The organism is Qipengyuania psychrotolerans, from assembly GCF_019711355.1.
Taxonomy (GTDB): Bacteria; Pseudomonadota; Alphaproteobacteria; order Sphingomonadales; family Sphingomonadaceae; genus Qipengyuania; species Qipengyuania psychrotolerans.
Window position 1 is genome coordinate 194295 of the sequence record NZ_CP081297.1, and the last position, 23679, is coordinate 217973.

28 protein-coding genes are annotated in these 23679 nt (G+C 61.4%); 13 read left to right on the forward strand and 15 right to left on the reverse strand.

Annotated features, from left to right (window positions below; all coding sequences use genetic code 11):
* Nucleotides 1-65 precede the first annotated feature (65 nt).
* From ruvA to ruvB, 5 genes are read left to right on the forward strand one after another with little or no spacing between them, the layout of a single operon-like run.
* Entirely contained in the window at nucleotides 66-668 is a 603-nt protein-coding gene (ruvA, locus tag K3166_RS00910; protein ID WP_221422842.1) for a Holliday junction branch migration protein RuvA, read from the forward strand.
* Nucleotides 665-1060 carry a hypothetical protein gene (locus K3166_RS00915; RefSeq protein WP_221422843.1) on the forward strand — a complete coding sequence of 132 codons (396 nt, stop codon included), beginning with the start codon at nucleotides 665-667 and terminating at the stop codon, nucleotides 1058-1060. Before ruvA ends, K3166_RS00915 begins: the two co-directional genes overlap by 4 nt.
* 45 nt (nucleotides 1061-1105) lie before the next feature.
* Nucleotides 1106-1621, forward strand: coding sequence for a DsrE family protein (locus tag K3166_RS00920; RefSeq protein WP_221422844.1), 516 nt, complete (start codon nucleotides 1106-1108; stop codon nucleotides 1619-1621).
* 38 nt (nucleotides 1622-1659) lie between these two features.
* Complete coding sequence (locus K3166_RS00925; protein WP_221422845.1) at nucleotides 1660-2064, forward strand: hypothetical protein; 405 nt, start codon at nucleotides 1660-1662, stop codon at nucleotides 2062-2064.
* Nucleotides 2057-3085 carry a Holliday junction branch migration DNA helicase RuvB gene (ruvB, locus tag K3166_RS00930; protein WP_221422846.1) on the forward strand — a complete coding sequence of 343 codons (1029 nt, stop codon included), beginning with the start codon at nucleotides 2057-2059 and terminating at the stop codon, nucleotides 3083-3085. The genes K3166_RS00925 and ruvB overlap by 8 nt, the downstream gene beginning before the upstream one ends.
* Nucleotides 3086-3670: 585 nt before the next feature.
* Here the strand turns inward: ruvB and K3166_RS13415 are convergent.
* Nucleotides 3671-4252, reverse strand: a complete 582-nt coding sequence (locus K3166_RS13415) for a hypothetical protein (protein ID WP_247714675.1) — start codon at nucleotides 4250-4252, stop codon at nucleotides 3671-3673.
* Between the two features lie 16 nt (nucleotides 4253-4268).
* Between K3166_RS13415 and K3166_RS13495 the strand changes: the two genes are divergently transcribed.
* Nucleotides 4269-4373 (forward strand): MYXO-CTERM sorting domain-containing protein, encoded by a 105-nt coding sequence (locus K3166_RS13495; RefSeq protein WP_282098804.1) that lies wholly within the window; start codon nucleotides 4269-4271, stop codon nucleotides 4371-4373.
* Nucleotides 4374-4443: 70 nt separating this feature from the next.
* Here K3166_RS13495 and K3166_RS00940 read toward each other — a convergent pair whose 3' ends face one another.
* Nucleotides 4444-4722: a hypothetical protein gene (locus K3166_RS00940; protein WP_221422848.1), complete on the reverse strand. Its 279-nt coding sequence runs from the start codon at nucleotides 4720-4722 to the stop codon at nucleotides 4444-4446.
* 229 nt (nucleotides 4723-4951) lie between these two features.
* Nucleotides 4952-7627 carry an aconitate hydratase AcnA gene (gene acnA / locus K3166_RS00945; RefSeq protein ID WP_221422849.1) on the reverse strand — a complete coding sequence of 892 codons (2676 nt, stop codon included), beginning with the start codon at nucleotides 7625-7627 and terminating at the stop codon, nucleotides 4952-4954.
* Between the two features lie 228 nt (nucleotides 7628-7855).
* Here acnA and K3166_RS00950 point away from each other — a divergent pair, with 228 nt between their 5' ends.
* Nucleotides 7856-8023, forward strand: coding sequence for a hypothetical protein (locus K3166_RS00950; protein WP_221422850.1), 168 nt, complete (start codon nucleotides 7856-7858; stop codon nucleotides 8021-8023).
* Here K3166_RS00950 and K3166_RS00955 read toward each other — a convergent pair.
* Nucleotides 8020-8904, reverse strand: a complete 885-nt coding sequence (locus K3166_RS00955) for a DMT family transporter (RefSeq protein ID WP_221422851.1) — start codon at nucleotides 8902-8904, stop codon at nucleotides 8020-8022. The genes K3166_RS00950 and K3166_RS00955 overlap by 4 nt on opposite strands.
* A 141-nt stretch (nucleotides 8905-9045) precedes the next feature.
* On the opposite strand from K3166_RS00955, the gene K3166_RS00960 reads away from it, so the two are divergent.
* A complete protein-coding gene (locus K3166_RS00960) occupies nucleotides 9046-10485 on the forward strand; it encodes a L,D-transpeptidase family protein (protein WP_221422852.1) in 1440 nt (479 codons plus the stop codon).
* A gap of 3 nt (nucleotides 10486-10488) precedes the next feature.
* On the opposite strand, the gene K3166_RS00965 is transcribed toward K3166_RS00960, so the two are convergent.
* From K3166_RS00965 to ispG, 6 genes are read right to left on the reverse strand one after another with little or no spacing between them, the layout of a single operon-like run.
* Nucleotides 10489-11196 carry a murein L,D-transpeptidase catalytic domain-containing protein gene (locus K3166_RS00965; protein WP_221422853.1) on the reverse strand — a complete coding sequence of 236 codons (708 nt, stop codon included), beginning with the start codon at nucleotides 11194-11196 and terminating at the stop codon, nucleotides 10489-10491.
* Nucleotides 11193-12113: a histone deacetylase family protein gene (locus tag K3166_RS00970; protein WP_221422854.1), complete on the reverse strand. Its 921-nt coding sequence runs from the start codon at nucleotides 12111-12113 to the stop codon at nucleotides 11193-11195. The genes K3166_RS00965 and K3166_RS00970 overlap by 4 nt, the downstream gene beginning before the upstream one ends.
* Before the next feature lie 40 nt (nucleotides 12114-12153).
* Entirely contained in the window at nucleotides 12154-13569 is a 1416-nt protein-coding gene (locus K3166_RS00975) for a hypothetical protein (RefSeq protein WP_247714676.1), read from the reverse strand.
* A 36-nt stretch (nucleotides 13570-13605) separates the two neighbouring features.
* Complete coding sequence (locus tag K3166_RS00980) at nucleotides 13606-14106, reverse strand: thioredoxin family protein (protein WP_221422856.1); 501 nt, start codon at nucleotides 14104-14106, stop codon at nucleotides 13606-13608.
* A 49-nt stretch (nucleotides 14107-14155) separates the two neighbouring features.
* Nucleotides 14156-14701 (reverse strand): retropepsin-like aspartic protease family protein, encoded by a 546-nt coding sequence (locus K3166_RS00985; RefSeq protein ID WP_221422857.1) that lies wholly within the window; start codon nucleotides 14699-14701, stop codon nucleotides 14156-14158.
* Nucleotides 14702-14750: 49 nt separating this feature from the next.
* Nucleotides 14751-15890, reverse strand: coding sequence for a flavodoxin-dependent (E)-4-hydroxy-3-methylbut-2-enyl-diphosphate synthase (ispG, locus tag K3166_RS00990; protein ID WP_221422858.1), 1140 nt, complete (start codon nucleotides 15888-15890; stop codon nucleotides 14751-14753).
* A 162-nt stretch (nucleotides 15891-16052) separates the two neighbouring features.
* On the opposite strand from ispG, the gene K3166_RS00995 reads away from it, so the two are divergent.
* Together K3166_RS00995 and K3166_RS01000 are read left to right on the forward strand one after the other, a co-directional pair.
* A complete protein-coding gene (locus K3166_RS00995) occupies nucleotides 16053-17366 on the forward strand; it encodes an MFS transporter (RefSeq protein ID WP_221422859.1) in 1314 nt (437 codons plus the stop codon).
* Between the two features lie 60 nt (nucleotides 17367-17426).
* The gene (locus K3166_RS01000; protein WP_221422860.1) at nucleotides 17427-18428 is read left to right on the forward strand and encodes a zinc transporter ZntB; all 1002 of its coding nucleotides are present in this window, start codon (nucleotides 17427-17429) and stop codon (nucleotides 18426-18428) included.
* A 4-nt stretch (nucleotides 18429-18432) separates the two neighbouring features.
* On the opposite strand, the gene K3166_RS01005 is transcribed toward K3166_RS01000, so the two are convergent.
* Genes K3166_RS01005 through K3166_RS01020 form a run of 4 tightly spaced genes read right to left on the reverse strand, consistent with a single transcriptional unit; the run spans nucleotide 18433 to nucleotide 20447 of the window.
* Complete coding sequence (locus K3166_RS01005) at nucleotides 18433-19086, reverse strand: DUF1109 domain-containing protein (protein WP_221422861.1); 654 nt, start codon at nucleotides 19084-19086, stop codon at nucleotides 18433-18435.
* Between the two features lies 1 nt (nucleotide 19087).
* A complete protein-coding gene (locus K3166_RS01010) occupies nucleotides 19088-19618 on the reverse strand; it encodes a sigma-70 family RNA polymerase sigma factor (RefSeq protein WP_221422862.1) in 531 nt (176 codons plus the stop codon).
* A gap of 25 nt (nucleotides 19619-19643) precedes the next feature.
* Nucleotides 19644-20102 carry a DoxX family protein gene (locus K3166_RS01015; RefSeq protein ID WP_221422863.1) on the reverse strand — a complete coding sequence of 153 codons (459 nt, stop codon included), beginning with the start codon at nucleotides 20100-20102 and terminating at the stop codon, nucleotides 19644-19646.
* Between the two features lie 57 nt (nucleotides 20103-20159).
* Nucleotides 20160-20447, reverse strand: a complete 288-nt coding sequence (locus K3166_RS01020) for a BufA1 family periplasmic bufferin-type metallophore (RefSeq protein WP_221422864.1) — start codon at nucleotides 20445-20447, stop codon at nucleotides 20160-20162.
* Nucleotides 20448-20629: 182 nt separating this feature from the next.
* Between K3166_RS01020 and bufA2 the strand changes: the two genes are divergently transcribed.
* From bufA2 to K3166_RS01035, 3 genes are all read left to right on the forward strand, one after another.
* Entirely contained in the window at nucleotides 20630-20917 is a 288-nt protein-coding gene (gene bufA2, locus K3166_RS01025) for a BufA2 family periplasmic bufferin-type metallophore (RefSeq protein ID WP_221422865.1), read from the forward strand.
* Nucleotides 20918-21028: 111 nt separating this feature from the next.
* Complete coding sequence (bufB, locus tag K3166_RS01030) at nucleotides 21029-21862, forward strand: MNIO family bufferin maturase (protein WP_221422866.1); 834 nt, start codon at nucleotides 21029-21031, stop codon at nucleotides 21860-21862.
* Complete coding sequence (locus tag K3166_RS01035) at nucleotides 21859-22629, forward strand: HvfC/BufC N-terminal domain-containing protein (RefSeq protein WP_221422867.1); 771 nt, start codon at nucleotides 21859-21861, stop codon at nucleotides 22627-22629. Before bufB ends, K3166_RS01035 begins: the two co-directional genes overlap by 4 nt.
* Here the strand turns inward: K3166_RS01035 and K3166_RS01040 are convergent.
* The gene (locus K3166_RS01040) at nucleotides 22626-23588 is read right to left on the reverse strand and encodes an SDR family NAD(P)-dependent oxidoreductase (protein ID WP_221422868.1); all 963 of its coding nucleotides are present in this window, start codon (nucleotides 23586-23588) and stop codon (nucleotides 22626-22628) included. The genes K3166_RS01035 and K3166_RS01040 overlap by 4 nt on opposite strands.
* Nucleotides 23589-23679: the final 91 nt, after the last annotated feature.

The following is a 23679-nucleotide window of genomic DNA, read 5'->3' on the forward strand; positions in this document are numbered from 1 at the left end:
ATCCTTCTTGTGCCGCAAGAACAAAAGGCGCTCAAGCAGCGAAGCGCCAGCGCGGAAAGAGACTAATGATTGCAAAGTTGAAAGGGCTGCTCGACGAAACTGGCGCCGATTGGGCGGTGATCGATGTGTCGGGCGTGGGTTACCTTGTGCATTGCTCGTCCAAGACCCTCGCCGCGCTGGGCGAAAAGGGCGAAGCGTGCACCGTCTATACAGACCTGCAAGTGTCGGAAAACGACATGCGCCTGCTTGGTTTTGCCGATGGGTCCGAACGCGACTGGTTCCGCTTGCTCACCCAGGTACAGGGCGTGGGCAGCAAGGTCGCTCTGGCCATTCTTTCCGCTCTTTCCACTTCCGAAGTTCAGACCGCCTGCTCCAATGGGGACGCCGCCATGGTGGCCCGTGCGCAAGGTGTGGGCCCGAAACTGGCGGGGCGTATCGTCAATGAACTGAAGGACAAGGCAGGCGCATTGCCGTCATCGGGCGGGGGCATCGGCGTGGCGGCCATACCGGCGGGCGGAGCAAGCGCGGATGCAGTCAGCGCGCTCGAAAATCTCGGCTTCAAACCCGCCACTGCCGCGCGCGCCGTGGCGCTGGCACAGGGCGAACTGGGCGAAGGCGCGGGCGAAGGTGATCTGATCCGCGTGGCGCTGAAGAAGGCGGCTGGATGACGCAGCGATCGACAGGCTTCTGGCTTTGCCTGGCAAGTCTGGCCGGGTTGGCGCTACTGATCCAGCTTACGGCAGCGGATCGCTACGATGACTGGGCGCGCTTGGCCGACACGACCGCCTGGGTGTTTGCGCTTATCGGCGCAGGGCTGGCAGGTGCATGGAGCTTCGTCAGTTTCATCATGGGGACTGCCATGCCGTCGGACTATGGCCGCAAGCTATTTTTTGGTTTGGGGCTGGTTTATCTGATAATCGCGGCATTGGTCGCGCATGACATCGTCGATGACGACGGTGTTGCTTCGGGGGTATTCATGTTTCTGTGGTTCCCGGTGGTATCGACCATTGTCATGGGGCCGCTGGTCCTGCTGACAGGCTGGTATGGCCGGAAAGCATGAAACGTCGGTGCGGCAAAATCTGCCCTGCATGAAAGGCACGAACTCATGAAACCATTTGCTCTTGGCGCCATCTTGCTGCTGTTTCCCGGCGCTCTTGCCGCGCAAGATCTGAGCGCATTTGAAACCGGCCCGGTCTTTTCCCAGTTCGGACCGCACGCGCCGGTCGCAGGTATCGGCCAAGTGGACGCCGACACCGAATTCTCGCATTCCTTCGATGTCTCAAAGCCGGCTGATCCGGATGCCTCGAACAAGGGCTTCGAAAGCGCCGCGCGTTTCATCAACATGCACGTCGCGCACGGAGTGCCCGAGGACAACATCCGCATCGCTGTGGTCGTCCACGGCAAGGCCGTGATGGACCTCCTGGCCAAGCCCGACAACACGTCCGCCGATATGGTGCAGGTGATGCTGGACCACGGCGTGCGCTTTATCGTCTGCGGCCAGAGCGCGGCGGCTTACGGCGTTACGCAGGAGGACCTGCTGCCCGGTGTCGAGATGGCGCTCTCCGCCATGACCGCCCACGCCCTGCTCCAACAGCGCGGATATACGGTGAACCCGTTTTGAGCGGAGCCGCGCCGACTCCCCATGTGCAGGGTAATGTCATGCTTTGCCTTCTCGGGTGGATCGCGCTGACCGTGCTGATGCAATACGCAAAAGCGACGAGGTTTGAGGCGCGTGGCGGAGTGTGGCTCGCAGAGTTTGCCGATTTTGGTAGCTGGCTCTGGACGGCGGTGTGCGCAGCATTCTACGGGTTGTGGGGTTATTTCGCGATCTTGGTCGGTGGTCGGAGAAAGTCTAGTCTCGGCCAGAACATCTTCCCGGCGGTTGGCATAATCTACCTTATCTGGATGGCAGCGGTGGCATGGCAAGATTACGGAAGCGCCGGATTTCTCACCCAGTTTTTCGAAAACTTCATCGTGGTGCTGGCTTCGGCTATCGTAATGGCACCAGTGATGCTGGTGTGTGCAGTGATCACGAAGGCGTCAGAGACTGTCCCGCATGACTGAACCCGTCCCCCTCCATTCGCCCGACCGGCAGCCGGAAGATCCGGATGCGGCGCTGCGGCCCAAATCGCTCGATGAGTTCGTCGGGCAGAAGGGCGCGCGAGAAAATCTGCGCGTCTTCATCCAGGCGGCCAAGGGACGCGGCGAAGCGATGGACCACGTGCTGTTCTTCGGGCCGCCGGGGCTGGGCAAGACCACGCTGGCGCAGATTGTTTCCAAGGAGCTGGGTGTCGGGTTCCGCGCTACGTCCGGCCCGGTCATCGCCAAGGCAGGCGATTTGGCCGCGCTGCTCACCAATCTCGAACCGAACGACGTACTCTTTATCGACGAGATCCACCGGCTTAATCCGGTGGTCGAGGAAGTGCTCTATCCCGCGATGGAAGATCGCGCGCTCGACATCATTATCGGCGAAGGGCCCTCGGCGCGCAGCGTCCGGATCGACTTGCCGCCGTTTACGCTGGTCGGTGCGACGACGCGCCAGGGATTGCTGACAACGCCGCTCCGCGACCGCTTCGGCATTCCGGTCCGCCTCAATTTCTATACCGAGGACGAACTGCTCAAGGTCGTCACGCGCGGCGCTGGCCTGCTGGGCATGGGTATCAATGAGGGCGGCGCGCGCGAGATTGCTCGCCGGTCACGCGGTACGCCGCGTGTCGCTGGCCGGTTGATGCGGCGCGTGCGCGATTTCGCCAGCGTGCTTGGCGAAGCGGTCGTCACAACGAAGGTCGCCGACGAAGCGCTGACCCGGCTGGAGGTCGACAGGCTTGGCCTCGATGCGATGGATCGCCGCTATCTCACCATGATTGCAACCACTTACAAGGGCGGTCCGGTGGGCGTCGAAACGCTCGCCGCAGGCTTGTCCGAACCGCGCGATACGGTGGAAGAAGTCATCGAACCTTACCTCATACAGCTTGGCCTGATTGCCCGCACAGCGCGCGGACGAATGCTCAACGATGGCGGATGGGCGCACCTCGGCATGATGGCGCCGGGTCCGACGGGCCAACCAAACATGTTCGACAAATAGGCTGAATCGCTCAGTAACATTCGCGTAAAATCGGGTCCCATAGCGGGACATGACCTTTGCATGCCTCGCATTTGCGGCGATAATCTAGTTTTATGGCAGGGTAAGGAAGTGTAGTTTCACTGGCCGGGGGATTCGCAAAAGTAAGCGTTTCCGGTCAATGCGGGGAAAGCCCGCGTAACAGGAAGTGCAGGATATGTCGGTCAAAGCAGCGCTTGCAAAACTGTCAGCCACCGCCGCAGGCGGTGCGCTCGTCGCAGGCGGTGCGGTTCACGTTGCGGAACGCCCGATCACCGACTCTCCCAGCTACAAGAGCCAGAGCGTCAAGCAGATCAAGCCGACACCGATCAAGCGGCCCAAGCCCAAACCTCCGGTGCGCGCAGAACGCGTAATCCCGAAGCGGGTGCTGGAATGCGTTCCGTCCGATTCGCCCGAAGCGGCCTATGATCCGGAAAATGTCTGCCCGCCGATCCAGCGTGTGGTGATGGCACCTGTGCCGCTGCCTCCGCTTCCTTCGGCAGCACCGCCTTCGGGCGGCGGCGGTTCCCGCTCGATCCCGGGCGGCTACGGCGGCGGTTATGGCGGCGGTTACGGCGGAGGCTTCTTCGGCGGTTTCTTCGGCGGCGGATCGAGCGGTGGCAGCGTCATCGTCAATTCGACCACGACGACTGGCGGCGAAATTCCCGATATCGATATCGAAGTTTCTACCTCCACGAGCAGCGGCGGTAGCTCCACCAGCACAAGCACGGGTGGTAGCTCGTCGAGCACGTCGACAGGTGAAGTCAGCACGACGACCGGCTCGGTAAGCAGCTCAACCGGCGAAGTTTCGACTTCGACTTCGACATCGACCAGCACGGGCGCGGTTTCCAGCTCGACGGGCGAAGTCAGTTCGACCACGACTTCTTCGAGCGGCACGGTCACCAGCACCTCATCGACATCGGGCGATGTTTCAAGTTCGACCTCCACCTCTACATCCGGCGACGTATCGAGTTCGACCTCTACCTCGACTTCTACATCCGGCGATGTATCGAGCTCGACCTCAACATCCACTTCGACGAGCGGTGACATAACTTCGAGCACCAGCAGTTCGACCAGCACGTCGACCAGCTCGAGCTCCTCCAGCTCCAGCTCGAGCAGTTCCTCGTCTTCGTCCAGCACGAGCAGCAGCACCAGTAGCGGTACCGAAGTGCCCGCACCGCCGATGATGGCGCTGTTCGGTATGGCAGTCGCAGCTATCTTCGGACGCCGCCGCTTCCGTTTCCGCCGCGGTGCACAGGGCGCCAAGGCTTAAGACCGGCAAACGAACAAAAAAAGGGCGCCCCCTTTCGGGAGGCGCCCCTTTTTCGTAACTATTGACCGGCTCAGTTGCCGGGTTCAAACCCGCGCTTGGTCTGCATGAGACTGGCGGCATCTTGCCCGCGCTGGGCCATCTGGTCCCAATCGTCTTTCGTGCCGCAAATCTTTTTCTTGAACTTCGATCCGATAATCTGCGTGCGCTTGCAGATCATCCGATCTTCATCCTCTGCCTCAGCTTCAGATGCCTCGTCAGATGCCTGAGCCGAAGGCTCGGCGTCCTGCGCGATCGAAGCGATCGGCGCAAAGACCAGTGATGCGGCAAGCAAAAGTGCGGTTTTCTTCATATCTATCCTTTTTGCCCCGAAAATCTTTGCGGAGCGTCTCAAATGCAGGTCCGTTGAATGGCTGCATTTATGCATATTCACGCGCGATTAGCAAAGTCGCTCGTCGATACCAGCTGGCAGTATGACTAACCCGGTCGGGCTTTACAGAAGCTGAAGGCCGAATTTTCAGCCGCAGGATCTTGTGTAGGGTGGGGGGATTTAGCCCCCCCACTCCCAATCAGAAATTGCCTTACGAGGCTGCCAGCTTGCGCAGGACGTAATGGAGGATGCCGCCGTTGCGGTAATATTCCATCTCGTTGGCGGTATCGATGCGGCACAGAGCGGTGAAGCTGAAGGTCGAGCCGTCTTCGCGCGTAACTTCGACTTCGACATCCTGGCTCGGCGTAAGATCGCCGAGACCCTTGATCGAGAAGGTATCGCTGCCCGACAGGCCAAGGCTCTGGCGGGTGTCGCCATCCTTGAACTGCAGCGGCAGCACGCCCATGCCGATCAGGTTCGAACGGTGAATACGCTCGAAGCTTTCGACGATCACGGCACGCACGCCCAGCAGGATCGTGCCCTTGGCTGCCCAGTCGCGGCTGGAGCCGGTGCCGTATTCCTTGCCGGCGACGACCACCAGTGGCGTACCGTCTGCCTTGTGCTTCATCGCAGCGTCGTAGATCGGCATCTGTTCACCGTTGTAGGTGGTGATGCCGCCTTCGATACCAGGGACCATTTCGTTTTTGATGCGAATGTTGGCGAAGGTGCCGCGCATCATCACATCATGGTTGCCGCGACGCGAGCCATAGGAGTTGAAGTCCGACTTCGAGACCTGGTGGCTCTTGAGATATTCACCAGCGGGCGAATCTTCCTTGATCGAACCGGCGGGCGAAATGTGGTCGGTCGTGGTCGAATCGCCGAGGATCGCCAGCGGCTTGGCGCCGGAAATATCGGTGACCGGATCGGGCTCCATGCTCATGCCCTCGAAATAGGGCGGGCTGGCAACGTAGGTGCTGGTCGGGTTCCAGCGATAGGTGTCGGATGCTTCGACGTTGATTGCCTGCCAATGCTCGTCGCCCTTGTAGACGTCGGCATAGCGGGATTCGAACATTTCGCGGTCGATGTTCTTCACGCGGTGTTCGCGTACTTCTTCGTTGCTCGGCCATACGTCGGCCAGCATCACGTCATTGCCGTGCTGGTCCTGGCCCAGCGGCGTTTCGGTGATGTCTTTCGTTACCGTGCCGAGGATCGAATAGGCGACCACGAGCGGCGGGCTGGCGAGGAAGTTGGCGCGCACGTCAGGCGACACGCGGCCTTCGAAGTTGCGGTTGCCCGAAAGAACCGATGCCGCAACGATATCATTGCCATTGATCGCCTTGCTGATTGGCGGGGCCAGCGGGCCGGAGTTGCCGATGCAGGTGGTGCAGCCGTAACCGACGAGGTCATAGCCCATCGCGTCGAGATCATCTTGCAAGCCGGACTTCACGAGGTAGTCGGTGACGACCTGCGATCCCGGTGCGAGGCTGGTCTTGACCCAAGGCTTGGGCTTGAGGCCTTTTTCGCGCGCCTTCTTGGCTACCAGGCCGGCAGCGATCAGCACGTCCGGGTTGGAAGTATTGGTGCAGCTGGTGATGGCCGCGATCACAACGTCGCCGTCGCCAATGTCATGATGCGTGTCCGCGACATCGACGCGCACTGGCGCGTCCTTGCCGTAGACGGTCTTCAGGTCGGTGTTGAACAGTTCGTCCACGTCGGGCAGCGCAACGCGGTCTTGCGGGCGCTTGGGTCCGGCGAGGCTTGGCACGACCTTCGAAATGTCGAGGTGCAGGGTCTTGGTGAAGACCGGCTCGTTTTCCGGAGTGAACCACATGCCCTGCTTTTTCGCATAGGCTTCGACCAAGGCGATGGTTTCTTCCGGACGGCCGGTAAGACGCATGTATTCCAGCGTCTTGTCGTCGATGCCGAAGAAACCGCAGGTGGCGCCGTATTCCGGAGCCATGTTCGCGATGGTGGCGCGATCGGCAAGGCTGAGGTTGGAAACGCCGGGGCCGTAAAACTCCACGAAGCTGCCAACGACGCCGACTTCGCGCAGCATTTGCACGCAGGTCAGCACGAGGTCGGTTGCAGTGATGCCTTCGCTCATCGCGCCGTCGAGGCGGAAGCCGACGACCTGCGGGATCAGCATGGAAATCGGCTGGCCGAGCATGGCGGCTTCGGCTTCGATACCGCCCACACCCCAGCCAAGGACTCCCAGCCCGTTGATCATGGTGGTGTGACTGTCAGTGCCGACGCAGGTGTCGGGATACGCCACGAGGCCGCCGTCAGCGTCCTGCGACGACCACACGCCCTTGCCGATGTATTCCAGGTTCACCTGGTGGCAGATGCCTGTTCCCGGAGGCACGGCGGAGAAGTTTTCAAAGCTCTTGGAGCCCCACTTGAGGAAGTCATACCGCTCCGCATTGCGCTGGTATTCCATCTCGACATTGTGTTCAAATGCCTTGGGATGGCCGAATTCATCGACCATGACCGAATGGTCGATCACGAGGTTTACGGGCACCTGAGGATTGATCTTGGCGGTATCGCCGCCGAGCTTGCTGATCGCATCGCGCATCGCAGCAAGGTCGACCACGCAAGGTACGCCGGTGAAATCCTGCAGCAGGACGCGCGCCGGGCGGTACTGGATTTCCTTGCCGGTGGCGGGGTTGTTTTGCCAGTCGGCAAGCGCCTGCGCATCGTCGGTCGATACGGTGAAGCCGCCGTCTTCGAAGCGAAGCATGTTTTCCAGCAGGACCTTGAGGCTGAACGGCAGCCGCGAAACGTCGCCGATCTTCTCTGCCGCCTTCTCGAATGAGTAGTAGGCGTAATCCTTGCCGTTAACGGTGAGGGTTGAGCGGGTTCCGAGCGTGTCCTTGCCGACCTGGGTCATGCGGGCATTCGTCCTTGTTCTAGAATTGGGGCCTTATCCGACCAATGGACGGGCGGGCTAAATGTGCCGCGCATCTGCGCCGAAGACGGCAGAAAATCAAGGCCCGCCGCTCCCTCGGCACCTCTCGGCGGGAACATTTTAGGCGCTTCATCCCTTATTAAGGCAAAATTGGGGCAAAAACGCGGGACGGCCAAAATGCCTGGAGCGCGGCCCGATAAGGAGTTTTCGATGAGTGCCACCCAGAATATGCGCCGCGCTTCGCGCCGTACAGTCCGATTTGCCACCATTGCCGCCGCGCTCGGCGTCGCGGGATGTTTCACAGCCGCATTCACGTTTTCCGGCAGCGAAGCGCAGGCCAGCGCTCCCGCCGAAACCCAGGTCCTCGCGCAGCGCTAGAGCGCGGTCTGCTCCGTTCGCCGCCGGGACGCGGTCCAGCAGCCAATCACGATCAATCCGGCACCGGCAACGGTGATCGGCTGGATCGGCTCGGCAAAGTATATCCAGCCGAACAGCGCTGCCCACAGAAACCCGGTATACTCGATCGGCACCAGTCTCTGCGTTTCGCTGCGGGCATAGGCCCAGATGAACAGCATCGCGGCAAGGATCGCCAAGACAGATCCAAGGGCCAGCAAGCCCCATGTCTCGCGGTCGGGCAGGACCAGTAGGAACGGCGATCCCAAGCCCAGCACCAATGTTACAACCCCGTTCTGGAAGGTGCTCGCCTCCAGCGGCGAAGATACCATTGCTTGCTGGCGTTGCAGGATGAGGTTCCAGGCGAACAATACAGCCGACATCAGGACAAGGCCGATGCCGGTCGCCGCCTCGCTGTCGAGTTGCTGCGTCCCTACGCGTCCGCCGACGATCACCAGCACGCCTGCGAGTCCCATCAAGGTGCCGACAATGGCGCGCGGCTTGATGATCTCATTCAGGAGAAGCCGGGCGAGATAGAGTGCGATAAGCGGGGCGATGAAGCTGATCGCAATCGCCTCGGCAAGCGGCAGGCGGATGAGCGCGGCAAAAAAGCTCCACCCCATGAAGGAAATGACAGTGCCCCGCACGAGGTGAATGCGGAGCGTCCGGCCGCGCGGGAACTTGCGTGTCCTCCACCACCAGATCGGTGCAACGAGCGCTGTCCCGATCAAACAGCGCAGCAGGAATGCGCTGTAGGCTCCGATGGCCAGGGCGCCCCCCTTCATCACTGCATCCATGGCGGCAAACAGCGCAATGCCAAGGATTGCCGCGAAAACGGGCCGGTTGGAATGGTCGGGCGCGGTCATTTGCACTCGGCATAGGACGGAGCGTGAGCGCCGTCACGCCGGTTCAGCCTCCGGCAAGCAGACATCATGGATATTCCCACAAACAATTGGTAATAATCGCAAGTTCGCGCGACAGGGTGCGAACTGCAACTGGTGGGCTGAATGACTATCAAACGGATTCTTCTTTGTGGCGCGGCTGTAGCCGGAATTTTCGCAGGCACAGCGCAGGCGCAAACGTCGGCGCCCGAAAGCATTCTTCCTCCCTCGTCGGAGAAGGTCGAGCAACCGATACCCGGCTCGAACCGGGATGCGCCAGCAACTGCCGCACCCAAGCGCGCGCAGAACGTCGATGAAGCGTTCGGCGATATGCGGGTGCAGAGCGGCGAGATCGTGCAGGAAATCCCCTCGCTCGAAGGCGAATGGAGCCTCGAACAGGTCGAAGCCTTGCTCGCCTATATTCCCGGCGTCGCAGCCGAGGGCCTCAATCCCGGCGATTACCGCGCCGACGAGCTCAGCGCTATGCTTACCCGGATGGGTCCGGGAGCGGATGTGAACCGGCTCGCCAGCGAAACCTTCGTGTGGCTGGTCGAGGACCTGCGCGACGGGCGTACTCCGATGGAATCGCGCCGCCAGTGGTTTGTCGTCGATCCCGATGCTGACCGTATGCCGACATGGAAGCTGCTCGAAGATGCGCTGACAAGCGGCGATATCGGCGGCACGCTGGACAGCCTCAATCCCGTCCACCCCGATTACGCCGAACTGCGCGATGCGCTGGCGACCGAAACCGACCCCGAAGCGATCAAGCTGATTCGGGCCAATATGGACCGCTGGCGCTGGCTCCCGCAGGAACTGGGCAAGCAATATCTTGTCACCAACGTCCCCGAGTTCATGCTGCGGCTGACCGTGAACGGCAAGATCATCAAGAGCTATCGGACCGTTGTTGGCAAGCCGGGCCGCACTGCGACCCCGCAACTGGCCGAAATGGTCGAAGCCGTGATCTACAATCCGACGTGGACAGTCCCCCAATCCATCGTGAAGGGAGAAGGCCTCGGCGCGAAGGTTCTCAACAATCCGGGTTGGGCACAGAGTGCCGGATACAAGGCAACCAAGGGTTCCAATGGCTGGGTCACCGTGGTCCAGCAGCCGGGACCGCAAAACGCGCTCGGCCTGATGAAGCTCGACATGCCCAACGAGCATGCCATCTTCCTGCACGATACGCCGAGCAGGCACCTGTTCGCACAGGACAACCGGGCCCTGAGCCATGGTTGCATCCGCGTTCAGGGTGCGCGCGAACTGGCTATGACCATGTCGTTGCTTGGCAATGCCAGCTCTAAAGAAGACTTCCCGAGCATCATCCAGGAAGTCTCCGAGATCACCGGCGGCGGCGAATATACCCGTTATGCTATGGAGAAGCAGTGGCCGGTGTATATCACTTATTTCACCATGGCGACCGACGTCGACGGTGAGATGAAGGCGTTCAAGGACATTTACGACCGCGATGCACCAGTGCTGGCAGCGCTCGATGCGTCGCGCCAGTCGGATCGCGCCCGGGAAACTAGTGAAGAAGCCGTCGAGATTATCGACGACATGCAGATCTCGTAAGACCTAGTAAGCGCTAGGGCTGACTTGTTCGAAGGTTCCGCCGCCCAGGCCGCGGATCAGGTCGGTCTGGGCGATTGGCGGCGTCCTGTGGCTGCCATCCGCTTGAATGCCGAGGCTTTCGGCATAGAGCAAACGGCCGCCGCTCAATTGAAGTAGCACCTTTGCAAACTGGTCCGGGCCAAGTGCCAGGCAGCCGTTCGAACGACCAAGCCTGCCCCAGCGAGAGATATGTTCGGGCCGGGCGTATTCCGCCGGATGCATGACAATGGCGCGCGGCAGCGCGTTGGAATTGGTGGGATCCAGACCGTCGAGGCGGATCGAGGTGCCATATTTCCCGCGATACCAGCTGCGCGTCATGTAGGCGCCGCGGCTGGTCGCCTCGCTCCCCTCGATGTTGGAATAGCGCTTGAGCCAGCCGTCATGCTCGCTGTCCGAACCGGTTCCATGCGTCACGAAGAAGCTTTCCACCCGTTCATTGTCGAGGTCGACAAAGTGAAAGCGCTCGCTGCCCGAGTGGAGGCCGAAATCGGCGATGCCGACGATATCCTTCTTCCAGATATTCGAGCCGACACGGGCCAATTGATCGCGCGCGATCTCGATCAGCTTGCGGTCGCGTGCCGAAGTCGGATTGACCTGCGCGAACAGGCGCGATGGCAGCGCGACAGCTGCGCTTGCGGCTAGGGTGCCCTTGATAAGATCGCGGCGATTCATCGTCCCTCGCTTGTAGCATAAGTTGTGCTTCGGGAAAATGAACGCGCAGCGCGCGAATTCGTCTCGGCGCAATTAATCATCGACCGGGCGTGACGGGCGGCCACTTCTCGCGGATCCTTGCCGTATCCCCCGCCAAGCGCGCTCGCGATCGGAAGGGCGCGGCGGCGCACCTCGCTCACAACGAAACGGTCGCGCCTCGCGATACCGTCATCGGTCAAAGCCAGGCGGCCAAGCCGGTCATCGCCGTGCAGATCCACGCCTGCCTGATACAGCACGAGGTCGGGTGCGAACTGATCAAGCACGCCAGGCAGATGCCGGTCCAGCGCTTCGAGATAGCCATCGTCGTCTGTTCCATCCGCCAGCGGGACATCCAGGCTGGAGCGGGCCTTGCGCACGGGGAAGTTCTTCTCGGCGTGGAAGGACATCGTGAAAATGTCATCCCTTCCGGCAGTGAGGCTGGCAGTGCCGTCGCCCTGATGCACGTCCAGGTCGACGACCAATACCCGCGCGGCGTCTCCTTCGGCGATCAGCCGGTTTGCAGTCACGGCAAGGTCGTTGAACACGCAATATCCCGCGCCGGTATCGTGCAATGCATGATGGCTTCCCGCAGCAGAATTGGCAGCATAGCCATGCTCCATCGCAAGCTGCGCGGCCAGCCACGTCCCGCCATTGGTATGGGCAACGCGCTGCGCGATATGCGAGGTGACCGGAAAGCCGATCCGGCGTTCCTTTTCCTGCGGGACTGAAGCGGTGAAGACCTGCTCGACATATTCGGGACAATGCACCGCTTCCAGCCATTTGCGCGGACAGGGGGCGGGGGCGTGCTCTGTCACCGGGTATCCGCTTTCGCGCAATTCCGTCATGACCAGCTGGTACTTGTCGAAGCGAAACGTGCCCCGCGTCGGTGCGGGTGCCATGTAATCTACGTGGTGGACGACGTGGAGAATTTCGCGCTTCCTATCCGTGGTCGGCCTGTGCCTTGGCGGCGAGCCGCTGGAGGTTCGGCATCGCCGCCATGCTCGCTGCCTGCATTTCGCCGAGGATCGCGAGGCGCTCGGGCGCATTGGCCTGGAGCCAGCGGATGGTCGGCGCTGCCGGATCGAGGCGGGAGGCTGACAGGAACTTGGAGACTTGCGGATTTTGCGCCCACAGGAACCGGTTCATTCCGGTGCCTGCCAGCGTTCCCGCATAACCGTCGATATGGTCGACGAAGGACACCGGCTTGCACAGCGCGTTCTTCTCCTCGTCGCTATCGAAGTTCGCTTCGATAAAGGCGCTCACAGCCGCGTTCAGAGTGACCAGCGGCACATGGAGGAGTTGCAATACGATGCGATCTTCCTGCCATTGCGGGGCGACTGGTTTGGGACGCACAGCCGAGGCGGTGCAATCGATGTAGAGCGTATTTTCCGCCATCTTCTCGTCGCCGTGCTGCAAGGTCATGCGGCCTGCCTCGATCTTTACCACTCGGCCTTTGCGCACGACATTCCTGATATGCCGCAGCCGCTCGACCTCGCCCTGCGAGATAGTGGCATAATGGAACATCTCCGGCTCCACGTCCGTGTCGATGCGCAGCATGACCGTGTCCTGCTCGAGCTGCTCGAAGATGCCCGAAACCGTCTCGGCGCTGCCAGCAGCCTTCATGATCGCGATCTGACCCTTGAGCGTTTCTTCGAAGAATTGCTCGCCGGGCTGAACGAAGGCGCGATTGAGCAGCCAGCTTTCGCGCGGCTTTACCCAAGTGATCTGTTCTGCCGGAATACCCGCCTCCAGCAGCCAGACGCCGGCATCCATCGCTGTCTTGCCAGCACCGAGGATGCAATAGTGGTCTGGTAGGTCGCCGCTTTTCCAGAGGTCGGGCAGTGCGCCCGGCACGACTACACGAACACCTTCTTGTACGTCGAACTTGCGCTTGTGGGTCGATGGCACGGAGGTTTCGAAATAAGTCGTGTCGACCAGCTTGCGCCGGACTGTCACTTCGGTTTCCTCGCCGGAGAAGATGTTCCGGAAACGATTGTCGCCAAGGTAATCGCTGTTCGCAAAATACTGGACGCGCCCGGTCGGCAGCAGGTGGTCGCGCATGACCGATTGGAAATAGGCGGACACTTCCGCGCCGCTGGCGAGCTCGAAATAGCCCTTGTTGGGGCCGTGTTCGTCGATGCGGTCATGGCCCAGCGGCACGCCTTCCACGCCGTAGACCGCGCTGGGCTGGTGCAGGGCGACAAAGGAATATGCGTCGTTCCAGTGGCCGCCCGGTGAAGCATGACGATCGACGAAAACGACTTCGGCCTTGTCGTCCTGTGACAATAGCGTGTCGACAAAGGACAGCGCCGTCGCGCCAGCTCCAACAACCAGATAGTCAGTTTCGATCGGCATGGTCATTCCCTTCGGACGCGGTGCGACTCGCTTCTTCTAACCTGCTTTGCCGCTGAGAGCGGACAATTCTGCATAGATTACATCTTCGCTGCGGCTTGCGGCATTGCGCCAGCTGGTCGCGCTGTCAGCGTTCAGAAGATTGCCGCCCGCGTCGATCACCAGCAGGTTCGGCGTGCCGGGCAGCGTTGCCAGGCCGAAGCGCTGGGCAATATCCAGATTATGTCCGTCGCCGGTCTGCGGCATGCCCACGTTTACGAAAACCAGTTCGTAGTTTGCCTCGACCAGCTCGGCGAAACGCTGTGTTTCAAGCCATCCGGCAAGCGCGCGGCTATCGTGGCACCAGTTAGCCCCCATGACGAGCAGCACGCGCGTTTCGCGCTGGCCCGCGCGGGCCAAGGCGGCATCGACCTGTGCCATCGGATCGGGACTGACCGCGAACGACCGGGCTTCAGGATAAGCATGCTCAGCGGCTTCGGGAACTGTCGCACAAGCGGCGAGGGCGAGCGGCGCAAATGTTGCGATTGCGATGCGGATCATCGCGCAGACATAGCGAGGGCTGCATCGGACCGATAGGCCCCTGCGCAGATTACATATTCGAGAGGATCATCTGTCCGCCGCGAATTTCGACACTGCGGACATGGCCCAGATAACTCTGGCCGAGCAATGACACGTCTAGGCCGTGGGGGATGACGATCGCGTCGACATTGTGGGCGACAATCCCGCCGACATCGATCTGGGGAATGCGCCGGATTACGCCGTGCACGTCCCCGCTTGCTCCGCGTCCGACAACGCTGACTTCGCTCGGGTCCCAGATAAGTCCGGCGGCGCGGGCATCCGCTGCAGTCAGAGCGACTACCGACGCGCCGGTATCGACCATGAAGTCTACCCGCGCACCGCCGATGTTGGCAGCGGAATAATAGTGACCGTCGCCAGCTCTATCGAGCCGGACTTCGCCGTACCAATCGCCGCCCTGCTGAGCGGCAATCACCTCGTCGCTCGACCACGCATTGGGCGAGGAGTGGAAGCGTTTGACCTCCTGCGCAGGCGCTGGTTCGAGACCGGGGTGGTCTTTCACCGAATAGGCGGCAATGCCGGACACGAGGGCGACAATGACGAGAAGCGGCCTGATCATGACAGGCAGCTTAGTACGCAGGCATTAATCGCGCGTAAAATCGCTTGCTTTACTCGGCAGCCACCGCGTGGGGATCGAACGCTGTCGCATTGCCAGCATCGATTGCGGCGGCCTTTTCTTCGACCAGGCGAACGATGTGATCGAGCATGTCCTCGTTCTCGATGTGGTGGTCCTTGACGCCCGACAGGTAGACCATGTGCTTGCCATTGCCGCCGCCCGTCAGGCCGATATCGGTTTCGCGCGCTTCGCCGGGGCCGTTGACCACGCAGCCAAGGACTGAAAGGCTCATCGGTGTCTTGATGTGTTCGAGCCGCTTTTCCAGCGCCTCGACCGTCCGGATCACATCGAACCCCTGACGCGAGCACGAAGGGCAGGACACGACGCGCACGCCGCGGGTTCTGAGGCCGAGCGCCTTGAGCATCTCGAAACCTACTTTGACCTCCTGCTCGGGCTCGGCGGACAGCGAAACACGGATCGTATCGCCGATACCTGCCCACAGCAGTGAGCCTATGCCGATGGAGGATTTGACCGTTCCGCCGATCAGGCCGCCTGCTTCCGTGATGCCGAGGTGCAACGGGCAGTCCACCGCCTCCGCCAGCCCGTGATAGGCGGCGACGGCAAGGAACACATCGCTGGCCTTCACTGCCACTTTGTATTCGTGAAAGTCATGATCCTGCAGCAGCTTGATATGGTCGAGCGCGCTTTCGATCAGCGCTTCCGGACACGGTTCGCCGTATTTTTCCAGCAGGTCCTTTTCCAGGCTGCCCGCATTCACGCCGATGCGGATCGCGCAGCCGTTCGCCTTGGCGGCGCGCACCACTTCGGCGACGCGGTCTGACGAGCCGATATTGCCGGGATTGATGCGCAGGCAGGCTGCGCCCTTGTCGGCCGCCTCGAGCGCGCGTTTGTAGTGGAAATGAATGTCCGCCACGATCGGCACATTGGCCGCGCGCGTGATCTGGTCGAAATTCGCGGTCGATTCCTCGGTCGGGCAGGACACGCGGATAATGTCCGCGCCGACTTCTTCGCAGCGGCGGATCTGGTCGATCGTCGCGGCGACATCTTCGGTCGGGGTGTTCGTCATGGTTTGCACGGTGATCGGCGCATCCCCGCCGACCGGAACGTTACCAACCATGATCTGGCGTGACTTGCGGCGCTCGATATCGCGCCAGGGGCGTACTGAAGACATGAGCGGGATATAGAGGGCCTTCGATGAAGGAGCAATGACAGGCTTCGATCCTCCAGCGGTTGACAGCCGGGGGCCACTGCCCGCATCCCTGCATCACAACAAAACGGGATTTCGCATAGCCAGGGTCGCAAACCTGGCCCAGGCCTGCTCAGGGAGAGCACGGTGTTTGCAAATCCTAACATGACCGACGGGCGCGGGATGCGCCTGTTCACGATCCTCATACTATATATTGCTCAGGGCCTACCCATCGGCCTGCTCGAATTCGCCGTGACGGGGTGGATGGCGGCCAAGGGCGCCACAGTCGGCGAGATTGGTTATGTCATCGGGATGGCCGTTGCGCCATGGAGTCTCAAGTTCATCAACGGGGCGTTGATGGACCGTTATGCCTATTTGCCGATGGGCCGCCGCCGCGCCTGGATCCTGGCTGCGCAGCTGGTGATGGTCATTTCCCTGTTGCTCGCCGCGCTCGTCGATCCCGGCCCGCGAGACGCCGCAATCATTGGCGGCATTGCGTTTGCCGTCAACATGGCCACGGTTTTCCAGGACGTGGGTGCCGATGCGCTGGCCGTCGATATCGCCGAGGAAAAGGAACACGGGATAGTCTCCGGCCTGATGGCAGGCGGACAAGCCCTCGGCATTGCCATTTCGGCGGCGATTTCGGGGCTGATCATCTACAATTTCGGAACAGGTACGGCTTACACGACCTGTGCGATCCTCGTGACTTGCACCAGTCTCTACCTGGTCTGGGTGCGCGAGCGGGCCGGAGAGCGCCGTCTGCCGTGGAGCAAGGGCGAGGCTCATGCGATCAGCCTGGCGGTACAGGCGCACAGCTGGATAGGACTGCTCAGCCATGCATTCCGCCAGCTGTTTCGCAAGGACAGCCTTGTCTGGGTTGCGCCGCTGTTCCTGCGCGGCATGGGCTATGGCACCATGGGAGTGGCGGCCCCTTTCATTGCAGCCAATTATGGCGGCTGGAACGAAGCCCAGATCGGTGCAGCTAATGGGACCGGCCAATTCGTGGCGGCCATCGCAGCCATGACCCTGGGCAGCTTTCTGTGTGTCAAATTGGGCAGCAAATTGGCACAGATCCTGACCTTGGGCCTGTTCGCCGGAGCGGCCGCATTGCTGGCCTTGACCGAACCCTTCTGGTCCAGTGAGGCGGTGATCTGGGCGGTTATTCTGGGATGGCCCATCCTGTATTACCTGACCGGCGTTCCCATGCAGGCCATCACGCTCGCCTTCAGCGATCCCGAGACCGGGGCGACGCAATTTTCGATCTACATGGCGTGTATCAATCAAGGGACAAGCTTCGCAGGTTTCACCTTTGCGCTCGTTTCCGGGGTCGGCGGCATCGAACTCGTCATCGGGCTTCTTGCCCTCGTGTTCACGCTGGCTCTTACCATCACGTTGCTGGTGAATGTGCCGTCAAGGCAGATCGAGGTGCCGGATGAGCCGCGAAATCCGCAAACGGCGTAACCTGCGCGTATCCTAACCGTTTCTCTTGCACTACGCCGCGACAGGCGCTTGGGAGGGAACATGATCGACGCGACCGAAGAGACAAGTACGGAAACCCCTCTCCTTTTCGGGCGAGTGCTCGATGGGAATGGCGGGGCGCGTGAAATCACGTGGGACGAAGCGCAAGGGTGGGCACCCCAGGCACCGGGAGAGGTCCTGTGGTTGCACCTGTGCCGCAACCGTGAAGGCGTGCAAAAGTGGCTCGAAGCAGAGCTTCAGATGCCTGAACCGACCGCGGAACTACTCACCAGCGATGCCAACCGTCCGCGTGCCTTTCGCGACGGTGAAACGCTGGTTGCGACCTTGCGCGGGATCAATTTCAATCCCGGGGCACAACCCGAAGACATGATTTCGATGCAGCTATGGTGCGACGGTGACCGGCTGATCACCTTGCGCCGCCACCCCATGCAGACCCCGCGCGAGGTCATGGCGATGCTCGACCGCGGCCATGGCCCGTCCGATGCTGGGGCCACCATTACCTTGCTGGCGGAGCTGCTTATTACGCGGATGAGCCAGTCCATCGTGGACATGAATCACGTGCTTGACGATCTCGAAGATGAAGATCCCGAAAAAGACCCAGAAGGCATGCTGGGCCGCATTTCCACGATCCGCCGCAACTGCCTCAGTCTGAAACGGCACATGGCTCCGCAGCACGAGGCGCTGGAGCAAATCAGCCGCGATTCCCCCGATTGGTTCGAGGAAGAAGACAGGCGCGAAATCGCTGAGAGTATTGCGCGGCTGCGCCGCTATCTCGACGATATCGACATCAGTAAGGAAAGCGCGGTCGTGTTGCAGGACGAACTGCGTGCTCGCAGCCTCGCCAGCAGTGAACACGCGACCTACATGCTCACCATCGTGGCGGGGATCTTCCTGCCGCTGGGCTTCCTGACCGGTCTGCTGGGTATCAATGTCGGCGGAATGCCGGGCATGGAAGACCCGGATGCATTCTGGCTGGTGGTTGGCCTGTGCCTGGTGCTCTTCGTAGCGCTGATCGTGACCTTCCGCCGCCTGCGCTGGCTCTGACGATCTACCAGCGCACCAATGGCGGCACAGCAAAGCGGCCGACGAGTGCCATCAGCACAACCGGCGCGGCGTGCCAGATGCCAAGGTGGCCGATCGTGTCGATCGGGCATGCCAGGCCGTAAGCAAAGCTTCCGATTGCACCTGCCGCGATACCGGTGAAGGTGCCTGCAGCGCCGAGCGATACGGGCGCCCCGCGGCGCAGCCACATGACCAGCGCGCCAGCCGTCACCAATCCGAATGCTGATCCGGCAAGGAAGCACTCGAACCCGTACATATCGCTCGAAACCGAGGCGAACAGCCCGCTGGCGCCAAGCACCAGCAAGGCCGTCAGCGGCAATAGGCCAAGCATGATAGCGGACCAGCGCGCGCCGTCGTGAGTGTTGCCTACACGCGGACTGGCCATTCGCAGGACGGCAATTGCCGAAGCCGTTCCGGCCAGGCCCAGCATGCCGTTCGCAAGGAAGAACACCCCAGAGGCCTCGCCCGCCGCGATGCCGCGCCAAAGGCCGTCGAGCAGTTCGACGAGCACCACCGTGACTGCAGCGGAAAGAGCGACCAGGGCCGCACCGTGCCACAGGCGGATTGGCGCCACGGGTGCCAGATCGCCAGCAAGCTCGTCGATGAGGGAGTTGGGAAGTCTGCCGCGTTCGGGGTTCATTCTATTCGGCCTTTTCTACGAGCGCGGACAGCTTTTTCAGTCCGCGATGGATATTCACTTTGACCAGGCTTTCGCTCTGGCCGGTCTTGGCGGAGGCTTCTGAAATGGTCAGCCCCTCGATCTTTACGAGTTCGATGGCTTCGGCCTGTTTTTCCGGCAGATGGACGAACAGGCGTTCCAGGCTCATGCGCGCCATCACGGCTTCTTCTTCGCTGTCTTCGGCCGCGTCGTGATCACCGAGTTCGTCTTCGGCAGAGCGATAGACTTTGCGCAGGTGGTCGATCCACCGATAGCGTGCGATGGCGGCCAGCCAGGGGTAAAACGCACGGGCGGGGTCCCAGGTTGCCCGTTTGGAATGGACTGCCATCATCACTTCCTGCACCAGGTCGTCGAGCTGGGCCGGGGCGACACGCCTCCTGAAATAGCGTTCCAGCCAAAGCTGAATTTCAGTGAGTAGCGCGCGGTACATATCGCGGTCGCCCTTTTGCGAGGCGGCCATCATCTGCGCCATGGTGGCTTCATCGGCGATCATCGCGCGTCCTCCACGTGCATTGCTATCACTTGGCCCGGCGCGAGGCGAGGAGCGCGTCGAGCGACAGCATTCCGCCGCCGCGCGAAACCAGAATCGCTGCCATCGCTACCCAGAGGATATGCGTGGTCCACCAGGCTTCCGGATAGACGAAGATCTGGATCACGAGCGTCATGATCAGCAGCGACAGCGCCGCAAACCGGGTAAAGAGACCGGCGGCCAGCAAGATTGGAAACAGATGCTCCGCATAGGTGGCCATCGGGACTGCGATATCGGGCGAAATTGGCAAGCCGGTATATTCGTATTCGAACAGGAAATAGGCGTTCTCACTAATGGACAGTGCGCTGCCTTCCTCCACCTTGGTTCTGCCAGAGCGCCAGAAAATTCCGGCCAGCGCCGCGCGGGTGACCAGCAGAGCCAGACCTTCGGGCAAGCGCGAGGCGAGCCAGGCGGTCAGGCGGTCGTAGGGGGTCAACAGTTTCTGCATAGGTCACCTTGCTTCATCAGCGTGGGCTGGCCGGAGGGAGGGACGGGAAAGGTCGTCTCAGCGCTTGATCGCGGTGAGCGAACCCTTGCCCTTGGGGGTCTCGATCTTTTCGCAGGTGCCCTTCTTGACCAGCTTCCACGCATCGCCCTGGTAGTCGCGGGTGGAGGTGCCTGCGCAGCTGGTGCCGGGTCCGGCGGCGCAGTCGTTCTCGCCTGCCTTGGCGACGCCGTAGCACTTCTCCATTGGCGGACGCTTTTGCGCGGCGGCCGGGCTGGCGACCATCGTGGTTGCAACGCCGGCAGTCAGGGCAAGACCCGCGAGACGGGCGATAGATTGGCTGTTCATGGCAATTCTCTCTCGAATGATGCGCCCCGACGATTGTCGCCGGGACTGGCCTGTCATTCGGGAGGAATTCGAAACCGGTTACTCGGCCACCAAAATTTTTCTCGCTGTAACCACCGGGTCCGGGGCGGCGAACGGTCTTGTGTGCACCGACGCACATTCGAGATCACAAGGAACTGGATGCCATGACGATTACCGCCCGCAAAACTGCCACTGCAGCAGCCGCTGCAGCTTTCGCTCTCAGCTCGATGAGCGCATTCGCCGCGCCCGCCCCTGCCGGAAGCAGCGGTTCGGCGATCGCTGCCGAAGACACTGTCCATTGTTACGGCGTCCACAGCTGCAAGGGCCAGGCAGACTGCGCCACCAGCGAAAACGCCTGCAAGGGCCAGAACGAATGCAAGGGCCATGGCTTCAAGGCGATGAAGGCCGGTGAATGCCTGACCAGGGGCGGAACCATCGGCGACATCGGCTGATCCGAACACCGCGCTTGGCGGCCCGGTGTGAGGAGGCGAGCACCCCCCTTCGTCCGCCTCCGAAAACCCTCACCGGGTCGCCATTTCCCGCCATTTAACGGACATCAACAGATGCACGATATCGCACCATTTTCCGGTTTCGGGCTCGGCCTTCGCCGTACCCACTACACCGACTTTCTGGACGGCGATGTGCCCGTCGATTTTGTCGAGGTGATCTCGGAAAATTACATGGTCGAAGGCGGCATGCCGCTGCGCCTGCTGGAACAGATCCGCGCGAAACATCCCGTCATTCTCCACGGGGTGTCCATGTCGATCGGTTCGGCGCATGGGCTGGATGCGGACCATCTTGTGCGCCTCAAGCTGCTGGCCGACCGGATCGACCCACTGTGGGTTTCCGACCATCTGTGCTGGACCCGCACCAGCGCGCACAATTCGCACGACCTGCTCCCGCTGCCGCTGACGCAGGAAGCGATGGATACGGTGTGCGAGAACATCGACCGCGCGCAAACAGCGCTGGGGCGGGCGATGCTGTTCGAGAACCCTTCCAGCTATCTCACTTTCCCGGAAGACGAGATGGCCGAATGGGAATTCCTGTCCGCGATGGCGCGCCGGACCGGATGTTACCTTCTGCTGGACGTGAACAACGTTTATGTCAGCGCGCAGAACCACGGCTTTTCAGCCGCCGAATACGTGGGCGGTCTCCCGCTCGATAGAGTGCGCCAGATTCACCTAGCCGGACACACGCCCGGAGAAATTTTGATCGACACGCATGACCGTGAAGTCTGCGACGAGGTCTGGGCGCTATATGCTGATACCATCGCCAAAACCGGCCCTGTCGCCACGATGATCGAACGCGACGACAAGATTCCGCCGGTTGGCGAACTCCTGTGCGAACTCGAACGCGCCCGCAGCCTCTCGGCGAGCCATCAGGCAGTAGCGGCATGAGCGCCCTTGCGCAGATGCAGGAGGCCATGCTTTCCAACATCCTCGATGAGGATTTGCCGTTGCCCGGTCATTGGAACAAGCGCCATGCGGCGGGTCTTGCCATTTATCGTAACAACTATCGCTCGGCCTTGATCGATGCGCTCAGATCCACTTTCGAGCGCACCGAGAGATTGGTGGGCGAAGAAAGCTTCGCCCGCGCTGCAGCGCATCACCTGATTGCCAAGCCCCCATCCAGCTGGACGCTCGATATGGCCGGTGCAGGTTTTGACGAAACCTGTGTGCAACTGTTCGCTGGCGATCCCGAGGTTGCCGAACTCGCGTGGCTCGAATGGGCCATGCACTGCGCCTTTGTTGCCCGCGATGTAGCGCCGCTAGAGATGGCAGACTTTGCCACGGCCACTGCCGCGTTCAGCGAACAGGATTGGGCAGGTCTGCGGCTGGAAATCGTACCAGGGACAGGGTTGCGGACCGTGCATCACGACCTGAAGCCCTTGTGGACCTCACTTGCCGCAAATGACGTTCAGCCCGACATCCAGCGGCTGCCATGTGCCATGTGCGCGGTCGTCTGGCGCGAAGGCGAACGGCCCGTATTCATCCTGATACAGGAGGAAGAGGGCGATGCGCTGTCCGCCATGATGCAGGATGCCACCTACGGCGAGGCGTGCGAAATGCTGGTGGACCGAATGGGCGAAGAGCAGGCAATCACGCTTGCAGGCGCCATGCTGGGCCGCTGGCTATCCGAAGGGCTTGTTACCAGAGCCGCCTAATAGGCGAAAGTTTCGCCGACCATCTCCTCCGAAATGGACCACAAGCGTTCCGCATTGTCTGGATCGATCGCATAGCTGCGCACCCCGCCGCTGGGACTTTCATCGTCCTGGTCCGCGACGTGGCAGTTTTCGCAGTACAGCCCGCCTGCGCCCTGCAATTCATCGGCCGTCGCGGCCCAGCAAGTGGTCGCCGCGCCTTGCGGTATGGTCTTGAACGGTTCCGGCGTCTGGCCGGCGGCCTCCGCATTCTTGCGGATACGCTCCATCAGGTCCGCCATGTCCTGCTGGCTCATGTGGCGACTCAGATTGGTCATGATCCCGCCGGGATGCAGCGAATATGCGTGAATACCCTTGTCGGCGAGCCGGTTTTCGAGGCCCACCGCAAACAGCACGTTGGCGGTTTTCGACTGGCCGTAACTGACCCATTTGTCGTAATCGCGGCTTTCGAAGTTCGGATCATCGAAGTCGACGGGCGCGATATGGTGGCCGCGGCTCGACAGGTTCACGATGCGCGCATCTTCACCCTTCTCCAGCAGCGGGACGAGGTGATTGGCCAGGACGAAATGGCCAAGGTGGTTGGTCCCGAACTGCATTTCGAAGCCATCGGCAGTTTGCGCCTGATCGCAGGCCATAACGCCCGCATTGTTGATCAGCAGGTCGATCTTGTCGAACCGTTCGTTCGCTTCTGCGGCCGCCTTGCGGACGCTGTCCAGCGAAGCGAGATCGCAGGCGAGTGTCTCGACCTTCGCGCCGGTTTCTTCAGCAATTTGCGCCGCGGCTTCGGCCAGCTTGGTTTCATCGCGTCCGGACAGGATGACATGCGCACCCTTGGCGGCCATCGCACGGGCAGTTTCGCGGCCAAGCCCGGAGTAGCCACCTGTGATCAAGGCCGTTCGGCCCGACAGGTCCTTGTCCGCCAGCACATCGTCTGCAGTGCTTTCAAAACCAAACTCGCCCATCGCAATTCTCTCCCTTTACCGCAACCAGCCTAGCACAAAGAAAAGGGGGCGCGAGAGCTTTCGCCTCGCACCCCCTTCCTGCGTCCCCTTG